Raw genomic sequence first — 14442 nt, 5'->3', positions numbered from 1 at the left:
CGTCAGCACCCCGCTGCCGCTGTTGTAGCTGGCGACGATGTTGCCATACAGCGCGGCGTTGACATTGCTGAACGCCAGCACGTCCTCGCCGGCGCGGAAGTTGCCGGTGACCGCCACCGTGGCGCTGGCCAGCGTCGTGTTGTCCAGGTCGGATAGGGTGATGCCGCCGTCCACCACCACCGGCGTGCCGGCGACGCCGTCGCCGCCGCTGTAGACCGTGCCGCCGCCGCTGGCGGTGGCGATCGGCGTCTGGTCGGTGGCCGCCACCGTGACGGTGCGCGCCACGGCGGCGCTGCCCTGGCCGTTGCCATCGGTGGCCTGGATGCTGATAGTGCGCGTGGCCGTGTTCGGCGTGATGGCAGTGTCGGTGTATTTCACCGCGCGCAGCGCCGCCTGCCACTGCGCCAGCGTGGCCGTGGCGCCGCTGGAGGTGAGCGTCAGCACGCCGCTGCCGCTGTTGTAGCTGCCGGCGATGTTGCCCATGCTGGCGCCGTCGTTGGCGAAGGCCAGCACGTCCTCGCCGCTGCGGAAGTTGCCGGTGATCGCCACCGAGGCGCTGGCCAGCGTGGCGCTGCCCGGATCGGCCACCGTGATGCCGCCATCGATGGCGACCGGCGTCGACGCGACGTTGTCGCCGGCGCTGAAGGCCGCGCTGCCGCCGCTCGGGGTCAGCACGGGCGCGTTGATCACCGCCACCGTGATGCTCGCGGCGCTGCTGCTCTGGCCGTGGCCGTCGTTGACCACCACCTGCACCGTGCGGGTGGCGGTGTTGGGCGAGCCGGCGATGTCGTTGTAGGTCAGCGCGCCGGCCAGGGTCGACACCCGCGCCGCGCTGGCGTTGCCGTTGAAGGTCACCATCAGGTCGCGGCCGCCCGCGCCGTCGCCGTTGTTGGCGATGACGCCGATGGCGACGCCGCCCACCGAGACCGTGCTGCCCACGGTGGTGCCGGCGCTGAGCGAGACGGCGCCGCCGCCGTCGATGCCCAGCACGTCCTCGGCGCTGTGGGCATTGGCCACGATGCGCGCGGCGATCCAGCCGCCGTTGAAGTTGGGCGTGTCGCTGTCGCTGACGATGGCCGCCACGCCGCTGTCCAGATGCACGGCGCCGCCGCCGGCGGTGTAGCTGACGCTGTCGCCATGGAGGTTGCCGATCGCCGGCGCCACGTCGGGGCTCACCGTCACCGCCCTGATCACCGTGGTGCTGGTGAAGCCGCCATTGTCGGTGATCGCGAAGCTGATGGTGCGCGTGTCGGCGAGGGGCGTGGGCGAGCTGTTGCGATAGGTGACCGCCTCCAGCGCCGCCTGCCACTGCGCATTGGTGGCGCCGGCGCCGACGGAGGTCAGCGTCAGCGCGCCGGTGGCGTTGTTGTAGCTGCCGCTGATATTGCCGAACAGCGCGCCGTTGTTGTTGGTGAACGCCAGGAGATCCTCGGCGCTGTGGAAATTGCCGGTGATCGCCACAGTGGCGCTGGCCTGGTTGTCGGCGCCCGTGCTCGACAGCGTGATGCCGCCGTCGACGACGACGGCATTGCCATCGCCGGCCCGGTAGGCGGCACTGCCGCCGCTACCGGCCAATACCGGCCCTGGATGAAAGAAGTCCGTCGCCACGATATTGTCGACACCAACCGCCCCGGTCACCACGAAGCTGCCGTCGCTCTGGACGCGGAACGCGTCTATGCCCTCGAAACTGCTGTTATTGCTGACATTGAAGGTGATCAGCTGGCCGCCCAAATTCGCGTCGGTGACCATCAGGCTCATGGTCGCGCCCGAGACGGCGGCGCCATTGCGATAACCCTGCAGCCGCATGACGCCGTTCGATCCGACCGAAATGCCGCCCACCCCGATATCCACCGAGGCCAGCGTGAAGCGGGTGTTGTTGTCGCTGCTCACCTGAAGATAACCCAAGGGAGCGCCGTCGTTGGAGACGCCGGTGATGACGATGGTCTGCCCCGTCAGCGTTTCCGCGCCGATATAGCAGTTGGTGGCGGCGCTGCTCTTCAAGAGGAAATCCCAGCCGTCGATGTTCAGGACCGAGAGTCCGTCGCCGGCGGACGAGCCCGACGCGATGACGGGCCCACTGACCGTGTTGAAATCGCTGACCCCCGCCACAGGCTGCGCCATCACGCCCATGGAATTGGCTTGCGGCGCCGCGCGCTGCTGGAAGCGCTCCACCGGCGCCTCGACGCCGGCCGCATGGGGCGCGTCGGCATGCAGGGCCGAGATGGCCGACTGCACCGCCGCGCCATCGAACATCAGGCGCGGTTCCAGCGCCTGCAGCAACAGCCGCGCGGGCTGGTTTGTGCGCGCCGCCACGGGCGCCGCTTGTTTGAACTTCCACCACACCATGCCAGTCCCCTCGTCAAGAACGCCATCGGCATCCGGCAACATGAGAAACGGCACAGCTCTGCTGCTCCCGTGCCGCGTCGCTGGCACAGATGCCCTGCCCTAAATGGCAACAATATCCTTATATTATCTCTTGCCATGCGTAAATAGACATCAGTCCAAACGGACTGGTTGACAGGCCGGCACTATGCCGATTTAGTTATCAATCCCCTCGATTCCGTCATTGATCGGCTATGACTGCTCCCCTATACTTTTTTCCACAACTATAAGGGAGATACCATGACGAAATCGAATAGGTACGCGCCGGCATGAACGCGCCCAACCCCAACTGGTTCCTGCGCGCGCGGCTCAAAACCCGCCAGCTGTTGCTGCTGATCGCGCTGGACGACGAGCGCACGCTCAGCCGCGCCTCCGAGGTGCTGTGCATGACCCAGCCGGCCGCCTCCAAGCAGCTCAAGGAGCTGGAGGACATGCTGGGCATCGCGCTGTTCGAGCGCCTGCCGCGCGGCATGGAGCCCACCATCTACGGCGAGAGCATGATCCGCCACGCGCGCATGGCGCTCACCAGCCTGGCGCGCGCGCACGAGGACATCGTCGCGCTCAGGTCCGGGCTGGCCGGCCAGGTCGACATCGGCAGCATCATGACGCCGGCCATGCGGCTGCTGCCCATGGCCATCACGCGCGTCAAGCAGCACGCGCCGCAGCTGCGCATCGGCGTGCAGATCGAATCGAGTACCGTGCTGCTGGACCGCCTGCAGCGCGGGACCTTCGACTTCCTGCTGGCGCGCATGACCAGCCAGCCGGACAGCGCCGACCTGCAGTACGAGGAACTGGGCGCCGAGCCGGTGGTGGTGGTGGCGCGCGCCGGCCATCCGCTGGCCGGGCGCGCGCCTCAACGCGCGAGCTGGCGCTGGCGCCGTGGATCATGCCGCCGACCGGCAGCATCCTGCGCCTGCGCTTCGAGCAGCTGTTCCACAACGCCGGCCTGGAGCCGCCCAGCGACGTGGTCGACACCAGCGAGATCGTGCTGATCACCAGCATGCTGCAAATGAGCGACGCGCTCAATGTGATGTCGGCCGACGTCGCGCAGCACTACCGGGCGCTCGGCCTGCTGGTGGTGCTGCCGATCGAGCTGGCGTGCCAGATGGACCCCTTCGGCATCATCCGCCGGCGCGACCGCCTGCTGTCGCCGGGCGCCGAACTGCTGCTGCAGGCGATACGGCGCCAGGCCATCGGCAGCCATACCGCATTCGACATGGCAGCAGCATAAAAGGTGAATGGACGGCTATCGCCCGCCGCGATTAGCATGGCCCAAACACCTACGGAGACCCGCCTTGAACCATCCATCCCTCGCGCGCCGCCTGGCCGGCGCGCTGCTCCTCATCGCGCCGCTGTACGGCCACTCGGCCAACCCGCTGGAACTGAGCTCGCCCGACCGCCAGCTGCGCGTGACCATAGCCACCGGCGACCAGCTCACGCTTGCCGTCAGCCTGCGCGACGCCCAGCTGGTGCTGCCCACGCCGATCGGCCTCAAACTGAGCGGCATCGGCACGCTGGGCGAGCGCCCGCGCCTGACCGGCCAGCAGCGCCTCAGCATCGACACCTCGGTGCGTCCGGTGGTAGCGCAGAAGTCGCGCGAGGTACGCGACCACTACAACGCGCTGCGGCTGGACTTCGCCGGCGGCTACACGCTGGAGGTGCGCGCCTACGACGAAGGCATCGCCTACCGCTTCCGCACCGAGCTGCCCGGCCAGGTGACGGTGGAGGACGAGCTGGCGGGCGTCCACGTGCGACCGCAGGACACGCTGTACTGGCCGCAGGAAAAGTCCATGCAGTCGCATAACGAGCACTATTACCAGGCGCTGGCCGTGAGCGAGGCCGCCGGAAAGCTGGTCGGCGTGCCGGCGCTGGTACGCGGCGGCGGCGCGCATCTGGTGCTGACCGAGTCCGGGCTGCGCGATTATCCCGGCATGTACCTGCACGGCGAGGCGGACGGCCTGCGCGCCGTGTTCCCGAAAGTGGCGCTGGCCGACACCGCGCGCGACGACCGCAACGTGCCGGTGACGCAGGAGGCGCCCTACATCGCGCGCACCGCCGGTACGCGCGCCTACCCGTGGCGCATCCTGGGCATCGCCGCCGAAGCCGGCGGCCTGCTGACCAACCAGATGCCCTACCTGCTGGCCGACGCCCAGGAACTCAAGCAAACCGAGTGGATTAAGCCAGGCAAGGTGGCGTGGGACTGGTACAACGGCAACCACCTGTACAACGTGCCGTTCAAGTCCGGCATCGACACGCGCACCTATCGCCACTACATCGACTTCGCGGCGGAGAACGGCCTCGAATACATCATCATGGACGAAGGCTGGTATGTGCTGGGCGACCTGCTGGCGGTCAAGCCGGCCATCGACATGCCGGCGCTGATGGCGCACGCGAAGGAGCGCGGCGTGGGCATCATCCTGTGGGTGTCGTGGAAGACACTGGACACGCAGATGAAGCCGGCGCTGGACCAGTTCGCGCGCTGGGGCGCGGCCGGCATCAAGGTCGACTTCATGCAGCGCGCCGACCAGTGGATGGTGAACTACTACGAACGCGTCGCGCGCGAAGCGGCGGCGCGCCATCTGCTGGTGGACTTCCACGGCAGCTTCAAGCCAAGCGGTTTGCAACGCACCTGGCCGAACGTGCTCACCTTCGAAGGCGTGAAGGGACTGGAGAACGACAAGTGGACCGACAAGCAGACGCCGGAACACGACGTGACCGTGCCCTTCATCCGCATGTTCGCCGGGCCGATGGACTACACGCCCGGCGCCATGAGCAACGCCCACCGCAAGGACTTCGTGGCCAGCTTCGACCGGCCGATGAGCCAGGGCACGCGCGCGCACCAGCTGGCGATGTACGTGGTGTACGAAAGCCCGCTGCAGATGCTGGCCGACAGCCCGTCGCAATACCGCGCCAATCCGTCATCGCTGGCCTTCATCCGCCAGGTGCCGGTGGAGTGGGACGAAAGCCGCGTGCTGCACGCGGACCTGGGCCATTACGTGGCGATGGCGCGCCGCCACGGCGATACGTGGTACGTGGGCGCGATGACGGGCGCCGACGGCCGCGAGCTGGCGCTCGACCTGTCCTTCCTCGGCGAAGGCGTCTACCAGATGAGCAGCATGGAGGACGGCCCGAACGCCGCCATCTTCGCCACCGACGTGCAGGCCGGCAGCACCAGCGTCACCCGCGCCAGCCGCCTGACCATGCAGCTGGCGCCAGGCGGCGGCTGGGCCGCCATCATCCGCCCCGCCAAGCCTGCGCAATAAGGAGACCCGTATGCAGATGAAATTACGCGCGCACGCCGCCACCCCGGCCGTCGCCCTGACCGCCGCCCCCGCAAGGGCGCCGACCGCAGCGCGGGTCACGGCACTGGCCGCAGCACTGGCTGCGGTGCTGCTGACCGCCGGTTGGGCGCAAGCCGCGCCGCCGGCCTTCACGCCGCGCTGGCAGATCGACGGCAACGCCATCCGCTGGCAGGTCGCCGACACCCATCGCGACCAGCTGGAGATGAGCGGCCGCCAGGTCTCGGCGGTGATCGACTACGGCAGCCAGGCCGACGGCACGCTGCTGCTGTCGCGCACCGTGGTGTGGCCGATGCTGCGCACCATCCCCGACGACACCCACGCCAGCCTGATACGCAAGTTCGGCCTCGAAGCCACACCCGCCATCGCAATCGACGGCGCCCCCGCCGCCGCCGAGCACCTGCGGCAGGTACGCTTCGACGGCCGCCTCGCCCTGCACTCCCAGCTGGCGCCAGGCCTGCTGCTGACCCGCACCCTGACGCCATCGCCGGACGAACCCGCGCTGGTGGAGCGGCTGGAACTGGTCAACAACGGCAAGACCGCCCGCCGCTACAGCTTCGCCGCGCTGGACGCCAGCGAAACCACGCCCGCCGACAAAGGCACGCACGGCACCTACGTGATCGAAGTGCGCTCCCCCGCCCGCGAAGGCACGCTGGCGCCAGGCGCGCGCACACACGTGGACGTGATCATCAGCGGCCGCCTGCAAAACGAAATGGTCTACGTCGACGGCGAAGAAGCCCTGCAGGCCCGCGCCCGCAAGGTCGCACAATGGCGCGATGAACTGGTGCTGGAAACGCCCGCCCCCGTGCTCGACGCCATGTTCGCCTTCTCCAAGGTCCGCGCCGCCGAAAGCGTGTTCGCCACGCGCGGCGGCCTGCTGCACGGGCCGGGCGGTACGCGCTACTACGCGGCCGTGTGGGCCAACGACCAGGCGGAGTACGTCAATCCCTTCTTCCCCTACCTGGGCGACCGCGCCGCCGTACAGAGCGCAGTCACCAGCTTCGGCCTGTTCGCCCGCTACATGAATCCCGAATACAAGCCGCTGCCTTCCTCCATCGTCGCCGAGGGCCGCAGCTACTGGAACGGCGCCGGCGACCGTGGCGACTGCGCCATGATCTCCTACGGCGCCAGCCAGTTCGCGCTGGCGCAAGGCGACGCCGGCACCGCGCGCCAGTTGCTGCCGCTGATCGACTGGTGCCTGGAATTCACCCGCCGCCAGCGCGACGCCGAAGCCATCGTCCACTCGGACAGCGACGAACTGGAAGGCCGCTTCCCGGCCGGAAAAGCCAACCTCTCGACCAACGTGCTGGCCTACGGCGGACTGTCCGGCGCCGCGCGCCTGAACGCCGCGCTGGGCGATCCGCAGCGCGCCGCAGCGTTGCAGCACGAGGCGAAGGAACAGCGCGCCGCCATCGAGCGCTACTTCGGCACCAACATCGGCGGCTACGACACCTACCGCTACTACGCCGGCAACGACAAGCTGCGCGCGTGGATCGCGCTGCCGCTGGCGCTCGGCATCATGGAACGCCAGCGCGGCACCATCGACGCGCTACTGTCGCCGCAACTGTGGTCGGAAAACGGCGTGCTGACCGAGGCCGGCGACAAGACCTTCTGGGACCGCGCCACGTTGTACGCCTTGCGCGGTCTGCTGAAGGCGGGCGAACTGGAACGCACCATGCCCTACCTGCGCTACTACTCCGGCCGCCGCCTGCTGGGCGAACATGTGCCGTATGCGGTGGAGGCATGGCCGGAAGGCCAGCAGCGCCACCTGTCGGCGGAGAGCGGCCTGTATGCGCGGGTGATGACCGAGGGCCTGTTCGGCATCGAGCCGACCGGTTTGCGCAGCTTCAGTTTCGCGCCGCGCCTGCCCAAAGGCTGGCCGCGCATGGCCTTGCGGCGCATACGCGCGTTCGGCGCGGGCGAACAGGGCGAGGGACTGGAGCTGGCCACCACGCGCCTGAAGCCGGGACAAGCCACACAGCGCGTGCTGGTGCGCCTGGACGGCAAGACCCTGCTCGACCGCGCCTGGGACGGCAAGGCGCCGTTGCAGGTCGTGCTGCCCGATTGATATATATCGTTTCCAGCAACGGTAGTCGCTAAAGATTCATTAGATCGCGATCCCCTCCTTGCCTAGTATGTCTCAGTCGGCTGCCCACGGCAGCCGGCCATCATCATAAAAACGATAAGGAGACATCATGAAAAACCCCATCCGGATGACCGTTGTAGCCCACGCCCTCGCGCTGGCATTCGGCGGCGTCCTGCTCTCGGGCAGCCTGTCCGTGCCGGCCTACGCGCAGTCCAACGCCACCGGCACCATCTTCGGCCAGATCGCCAACGCCAACGGCGCCAGCGTGGTGCTGGAGAACACCGCCACCGGCGCGCGCCGCACCGTCCACCCGGACGCCAGTGGACGCTATCAAGCCACCTCCATGCAACCGGGCAGCTACAAGGTCATGCTGATGCGCGGCGGCGAAATCGAACGCACGCTGGACGTGGAAGCCCTGATCGGCCAGGGCGTCGAAGCCTCGTTCGACGCGGTGCAGGCAGTCACCGTCACGACCAAGCGCCGCACCATCGACGTCAGCAACACCAACAACGGCGCCGTGTTCACCGCGCGCGAGCTGCAGGCGCTGCCGGTGGCGCAAAGCCTGTCGGGCATCATCCAGCTGGCGCCCGGCACCACGCGCGGCAATCCGCGCATCGGCGGCGACAGCTTCGGCGGCGCCGGCGTGTCGGAGAACTCGTACTACATCAACGGCTTCCCGGTCACCAATGTGTACAAGCAGATCGGCTCGACCACGCTGCCGTTCTTCGCCATCGCGCAGGCGCAGATCCTGCAGGGCGGCTACAGCGCGGAATTCGGCCGCTCCACCGGCGGCGTGGTCAACATCACCACCAAGAGCGGCACCAACCGCTGGGAAGCCGGCGCGGTGCTGCAGTACACGCCCAACAAGCTGCGCGCCAAACCGGAGGACACCTACTATCCGCAGACCGGCGCCAACCCGGCCACCGACGGCAAGCTGCTGACCTACCGCGGCGCCAACACCGCCACCGACGTCTTCGGCAGCGCGTACGTCGGCGGCCCGCTGATCAAGGACAAGCTGTTCGTCTTCGCCAACGTGGAGCAGGACCGCTTCACCTCCGGCTACATCAGCAAGGACTCCGATTCGACCAACAAGACCAACGGCTGGACCGAGCGCGATACCCACACGCCGCGCTACCTGGTCAAACTCGATTACAACATCAACGACGACCACCGCCTGGAATTCACCCAGATCCACGACGAGTACAAGAAGACGCAGCAGAACTACGGCTTCGACTACGGCACGCTACAGCGCAACAACACGCGCGCCGACGGCGTCACCGGCGATGGCGCCATCACCAACGACTCGATCCTGAAATACACCGGCTTCCTGACCGACCGCCTGACCGTGACGGCGCTGGCGGGCCGCTTCAAGTCGACCTATCCGCAAAGCGTGGAGGGCTATGTGCCGGGCGTGTACCAGGTCAGCGCGCCGGCGCGCGCGCAGGTGCCGGGGCTGAGCTACAACAACCCGCAACCCATCGGCGGCACCATGCAGGTGGAGAACGCGGAGGACAAGCAATCCACGCTGCGCCTGGACGTCGAGTACAAGCTGGGCGACCACGCGCTGCGCGCCGGCCTTGACCGCAACAACGTCTCGTCCATCAACGGTTCCTCGCTGGCGGGCGGCGGCAGCTGGATCTACTTCCGCTCCTCCAATCCGAATGCGGCGGTGCCGGGCGGACGCTCGCCGGCATCCGGCGGCGGCTACGGCACGCAGGGCTACTACGTGGACGAATACCACCAGAGCGACTCGGCCTCGCCCAAGACCGACCAGAGCGCGCAGTACCTGCAGGACCGCTGGCAGATCACCGACCGTCTGCTGCTGGACCTGGGCCTGCGCAACGAGCAGTTCACCAACAAGAACAGCTTCGGCGTGCCGTATGCCGAACAGCGCCACATGCTGGCGCCGCGCCTGGGCGCGTCGTGGGACATGCGCGGCGACAGCAGCCTGAAACTGTTCGCCAACGCCGGCCGCTATCACCTGCAGATCCCCACCAGCGTGGCGCTGCGCCTGGCGGGCAATCCGGTACACATCGACCACTACTTCACCTACACCGGCGTCGATCCCAAGACCGGCGTGCCGACCGGCCTGACCGAGATCAGCACGCCCTTCTCCGCCGGTAACGAGTACGGCCAGGCCAAGGACCCGCACCAGGTGGCGGCCAGCTCCCTGGGCGCGACCTACCAGGACGAACTGGCGCTGGGCTTCGAGGCGGCGCTGACGCCGACCTTCACCGGCGGCGCCAAGTTCACCTACCGCACGCTGCGCAACACCATCGAGGACTGGTGCGACCAGCGTCCAGTGGACGCCTGGGCGCGCCGCAACAACGTCAACGCCAGCAAGTACAGCATGCCCTGCCTGCTGGTCAATCCGGGCCGCGGCAACACGCTGGAGCTGGACCTGCGCGGCGACGGCAAGCTGGTGACGGTGCCGTTGTCGGCCGAGGACATGGGCCTGCCGAAAGTGGAGCGCATCTACACGGCGCTGGACTTCTTCCTCGAGCACCCGCTGCGCAACGGCTGGTACGGCAAGGTCAATTACACCTGGTCGCGCAGCCGGGGCAACATGGAAGGCCAGGTGGCGTCGGACATCGGCCAGGCCGACCTGGCCGCCACCACCGCCTTCGACTATCCGGAACTGATGACCGGCGCGAACGGCCTGCTGCCCAACAACCACACGCATGTGCTCAAGGCGTTTGGCTACTATGAGCTGACGCCGGAATGGCGCCTGGGCGCGAACCTCAACATCGCCACCGGCGCGCCGAAGTCCTGCATCGGCAACCTGCCCAAGGCGCTCAACGTCAACAACAACCCGGCCGGCTGGTATGGCGCCGCGACCTTCTATTGCGACGAGAAGCTGACGCCGCGCGGCTCGGTGGGCACGCTGCCGACCGACGTGCGCCTGGCGTTGAACGCGACCTACATGCCGCGCTGGCTCAAGGGCCTGACGCTGAAGGCCGACGTGTTCAACCTGTTCAACAAGCAGACCGACCTGGCCACGCAGCCGGTCTACAACTCGGGCGCGGACACCATCAGCCCGTACTACAACCAGGTGCTGGGCCGTTCGCCTGAGCGGCAGGTGCGCTTCACGGCGGAGTACAACTACAAGTTCTGACCGTAGGCACGAAAAAAACCACCCGGGCTGAACTGGTTCAGGCGGGTGGTTTTTGTATTACGACGGTTGAATTAACGATAGAACGCTTCGACTTTGCCCTTCAGCTTGATCAGCATCGGGTTGCCCTTGCGGTCCAGGCTCTTGCCGGCAGGGACCTTGATCCAGCCTTCGCTGATGCAGTACTCATCGACGTCCAGGCGTTCTTTATCGTTAAAACGGATGCCCACATCGTGTTCGAACACGGCGGCAATGTGGAATTTGCTGCGCGGGTCGATCGACAGACGATCCGGCAGCGGAGGGAGTTGAGTAGTATCGTTCATCCCGCAATTATATCAGCTGGTTTTGAAGATCAGCTGCGCGACCCGTTGCAATTTCGGGTACACCATCGGCACCGTCAGCATGGTGCTGCCGATGGCCATCAGCAGCAGCGCGGTGAAGGTCTCGCTGGTGATGATCTGCTTGTCGAGCAAAATGTTGACAAAAATGATCATGATCAGCGCCTTGGTCTGCAGCAGCCAGCCGATGATGGACGCCTCGCCCGGCCCCCACTTGAGGATCTTGCCGGCGATGTGGATGCCGGCCAGCTTGCCGCTGACCGAGGCCACCAGCAGCACCGCCGCCACGATGAACACGGCCGAACCGCCCACCGCCCAGTTCGTGCGCAGGCCAGTGCTGAGGAAGAACACCGGCATCACCGCCATCAGCACGTTGGCGCGCAGGAAGTCCATCTTCTCCTGGTTGAACCATTCGGCATCCATCACCGCGCCGGCCAGGAAGGCGCCGACCATGTAGTGCAGCCCGGCCCAGTCGGCCGCGAAGGCGCACACGGCCAGCCAGATGAAGGATACGTACCAGCGGTCGCGCTCTTCCAGGCGTGCCATCATCTTGCGGAACAGCCAGGTCGCCACGGCGAACGCGGCCAGGAAGCCGACCTGGCGGCCGACGCGGTCCCAGTCCAGCAGGATCACCGCCAGCACGCCCCAGATGGCGATGTCGTCCAGGCTGGCGTAGCGCAGGATGCGCTGGCCGATCGGCTGGCGCAGGATCTCCAGCTTCTCCATCAGCAGGATCAGGATGGGCAACGCGGTGACGGCGCAGGCCATGCCCACACCCAGCACGAACTGCCAGTCGTGCGCCTTCGGCCCCATCCAGCCGGCGTAGCCGAGCAGCCCCAGCGCGGCCACGCAGCCGAACGCCAGCGGTGTGCCCAGCGCCAGGCCGGCGGTGATGGTGCTTTCGCGGCGGTGCTCCCAGGCCTTTTTCAGGTCCAGCTCGATGCCGGCGATCATCACGAAGATCATCACCGCCCACCAGGCGATGCCGTTGAGCGACTGCACCACCTGCGGGTTGAACACGAAACTATAGTACTCGGGATAGGCGCGGCCCATGATGCCCGGCCCCAGCAGAATGCCGGCGATGATCTGCACCACCACCAGCGGCGCGTAGTAGTCCGTGCCGCCAAGGCGCCAGATCAGGTACGGCACGCTGAAAATGATCAGCATCGCGATCAGGAAGATCTCGGTGGTCCCCATATGCATCTTTGTCTCCTGCTATTTTTTGTAGTTTAAGTAAATTGAAGCTTGCGCTGCGGTGATTCTAAACCGTATCCCTTGCAGAAAAAACAAAAACTTCTTGCATCCTCAATTAGTTGAGATATACTTGTTTACTCAAGCATTTATCAAGAATTAATTGACAACGGAGTACACCATGAGCGACAACATCAACGACACCCCTGCCGACATCAGCCCCAGCCTGGAATTCGCACTGCGGCTGGCGCGGGCGCAGGCCACGCTGGTGCGCCGGCTCGACCAGGTGCTGGGCGGCTACCACGGCATCAGCTTCGGCGACTTCATGCTGCTGCACTACCTGAACCGCGCGCCCGGCGGCCGCCTGCGCCGGGTCGACCTGGCCGAGCGCCAGGGCCTGACCGCGTCCGGCGTCACGCGCACGCTGCTGCCGCTGGAGAAAATCGGGCTGGTCGAGCGCCAGCAGGATCCGCGCGACGCCCGCGTGGCCTACGCCGCCATCACCGCCACCGGCCGCGAGCTGCTCAACAACGCCGTCACGGTGGCCGAGCAGATCAGCAAGGAACTGCTGCGCAACTGCCCCACCGCGCATTTCGATGAACTGAGCACGGCGCTCGGCCTGATCGCCGGCATGAACGCCACCAACTCCTGAGAGACCGCCACCATGGACGATCCCAAAAAACGGCAACGCGCCGCCCTGATGCGCGACCACAACTTCAAATGGCTGCTGCGCGGCAGTACGATCTCCATGCTGGGCGACCAGCTGACCATGGTGGCCCTGCCCTGGCTGGTGCTCAAGCTCACCGGCGACACGCTGGCGCTGGGCTTCGTCATCGCGCTGATGAGCATACCGCGCGCGGTCTTCATCCTGATCGGCGGCGCCCTGGTGGACCGCTACTCGCCCAAGCGCGTGCTCATGCTGAGCAAGTACGCCAGCGCCCTGCTGCTCGGCGTGCTCACGGTGCTGGTGCTGAACAACCAGCCCACGCTCACGCTGTCGCTCAGCGACTCGCTCTCGCTCACCATCGACATGAACGCGCACCTGACGCTGATGCTGATCTACGTGCTGGCCCTGGGCATCGGCCTGGCGCAGGCGTTCGGCATCCCGTCGGGCACCTCGATCATGCCGCAGGCGGTCGGCCCCGAGCACCTGCAGGCGGCCAACGGCGTGTTGATGGGATTGCGCCAGCTGTCGATGCTGCTCGGCCCCCTGCTGGCGGCCGGCCTGCTCGCCATTTCCTCCGATGGCGACGGCGTGGTGGCCGACGCTCACGGCCTGGCCTTCGCCTTCGGCTTCGACTGCGTCAGCTTCCTGGTCTCGGCATGGACGCTGTCGCGGGTTAGCCTGCTGACCGCGCCGGCCCGCACCGAGGCGCCGCAATCGGTGCTGCGCTCCGTCGCCAGCGGCCTGACGATGGTGTGGAACGACGTGCCGCTGCGCCTGTGCTTCATCTACTGGGGCATCGTGTCGCTGTTCATCGGCGGCACCATGCAGGTGGCGCTGCCGGTGCTGGCCAGCGAGAAGCTGCACGGCGCCTCCGCCTTCGGCCTGCTGATGGGCGCCAACGGCGCCGGCACCCTGCTCGGGATGGCCGGAGCGGCGGTGGCGGGCGCGCGCCTGCGCTTCGCCAGCTTCGGCACGGTGCTGCTGGCGGGCGACGCCATCGCCGGCCTGCTGGTGATGCCGCTCGGCGCCGTGCACGCGCCGTGGCAGGCCTGCGCGCTGATGCTCACCCTCGGCCTGCTGTCGGGCTATATGCAGATCAAGGTCTTCACGTGGATACAGCGCCGCGTGCCGCCGAACATGATGGGCCGCGCCATGAGCATCTTCATGTTCATCTTCATGGGACTGGCGCCGTTGTCGGCCGCCGTCGCCGGCTGGGCGCTGACGAAGATCGAGCTGTCGCAAATGTTCCTCGGCGGTGGCATCATACTGGTGGTGTTCGCGGCGCTGGCCTATCTGTTCACGCCGATCGGCAGCATCGATACCGACAACACCACAAGCACCCCGCAACCGCAGTAAAAGGAAAAGCG

The 14442-nt window shown here is 67.0% G+C and carries 7 protein-coding genes and 1 pseudogene; 6 read left to right on the top strand and 2 right to left on the bottom strand.

Annotation, left to right across the window (positions count from 1 at the left end):
• Nucleotides 1–2651 precede the first annotated feature (2651 nt).
• From HUX88_RS11015 to HUX88_RS11000, 4 genes and pseudogenes are all read left to right on the top strand, one after another.
• Nucleotides 2652–3613: pseudogene (locus HUX88_RS11015) on the top strand (LysR family transcriptional regulator).
• A gap of 64 nt (nt 3614–3677) precedes the next feature.
• Nucleotides 3678–5645 carry a glycoside hydrolase family 97 protein gene (locus HUX88_RS11010; RefSeq protein WP_176361801.1) on the top strand — a complete coding sequence of 656 codons (1968 nt, stop codon included), beginning with the start codon at nt 3678–3680 and terminating at the stop codon, nt 5643–5645.
• A 10-nt stretch (nt 5646–5655) separates the two neighbouring features.
• Nucleotides 5656–7749 (top strand): hypothetical protein, encoded by a 2094-nt coding sequence (locus HUX88_RS11005; protein ID WP_229219286.1) that lies wholly within the window; start codon nt 5656–5658, stop codon nt 7747–7749.
• 127 nt (nt 7750–7876) lie between these two features.
• Nucleotides 7877–10882, top strand: a complete 3006-nt coding sequence (locus HUX88_RS11000; RefSeq protein WP_176361800.1) for a TonB-dependent receptor — start codon at nt 7877–7879, stop codon at nt 10880–10882.
• 71 nt (nt 10883–10953) lie between these two features.
• On the opposite strand, the gene HUX88_RS10995 is transcribed toward HUX88_RS11000, so the two are convergent.
• On the bottom strand, nt 10954–11202 hold the full coding sequence (locus tag HUX88_RS10995) for a DUF3297 family protein (RefSeq protein WP_176361799.1): 249 nt from the start codon (nt 11200–11202) through the stop codon (nt 10954–10956).
• Between the two features lie 12 nt (nt 11203–11214).
• Nucleotides 11215–12420 (bottom strand): cation:proton antiporter, encoded by a 1206-nt coding sequence (locus tag HUX88_RS10990; RefSeq protein ID WP_117009825.1) that lies wholly within the window; start codon nt 12418–12420, stop codon nt 11215–11217.
• Nucleotides 12421–12589: 169 nt separating this feature from the next.
• On the opposite strand from HUX88_RS10990, the gene HUX88_RS10985 reads away from it, so the two are divergent.
• Both HUX88_RS10985 and HUX88_RS10980 read left to right on the top strand, forming a co-directional pair.
• On the top strand, nt 12590–13060 hold the full coding sequence (locus HUX88_RS10985; protein ID WP_117009824.1) for a MarR family winged helix-turn-helix transcriptional regulator: 471 nt from the start codon (nt 12590–12592) through the stop codon (nt 13058–13060).
• Between the two features lie 12 nt (nt 13061–13072).
• Nucleotides 13073–14431, top strand: a complete 1359-nt coding sequence (locus tag HUX88_RS10980; protein ID WP_176361798.1) for an MFS transporter — start codon at nt 13073–13075, stop codon at nt 14429–14431.
• Nucleotides 14432–14442 lie beyond the last annotated feature (11 nt).

It is taken from the genome of Duganella sp. BJB1802 (genome assembly GCF_013369445.1).
Taxonomy (GTDB): Bacteria; Pseudomonadota; Gammaproteobacteria; order Burkholderiales; family Burkholderiaceae_D; genus Rugamonas; species Rugamonas vulcania_A.
The sequence above is the reverse complement of the archived record's forward strand: the minus strand, read 5'-3'. Positions and strand labels throughout refer to the sequence as shown.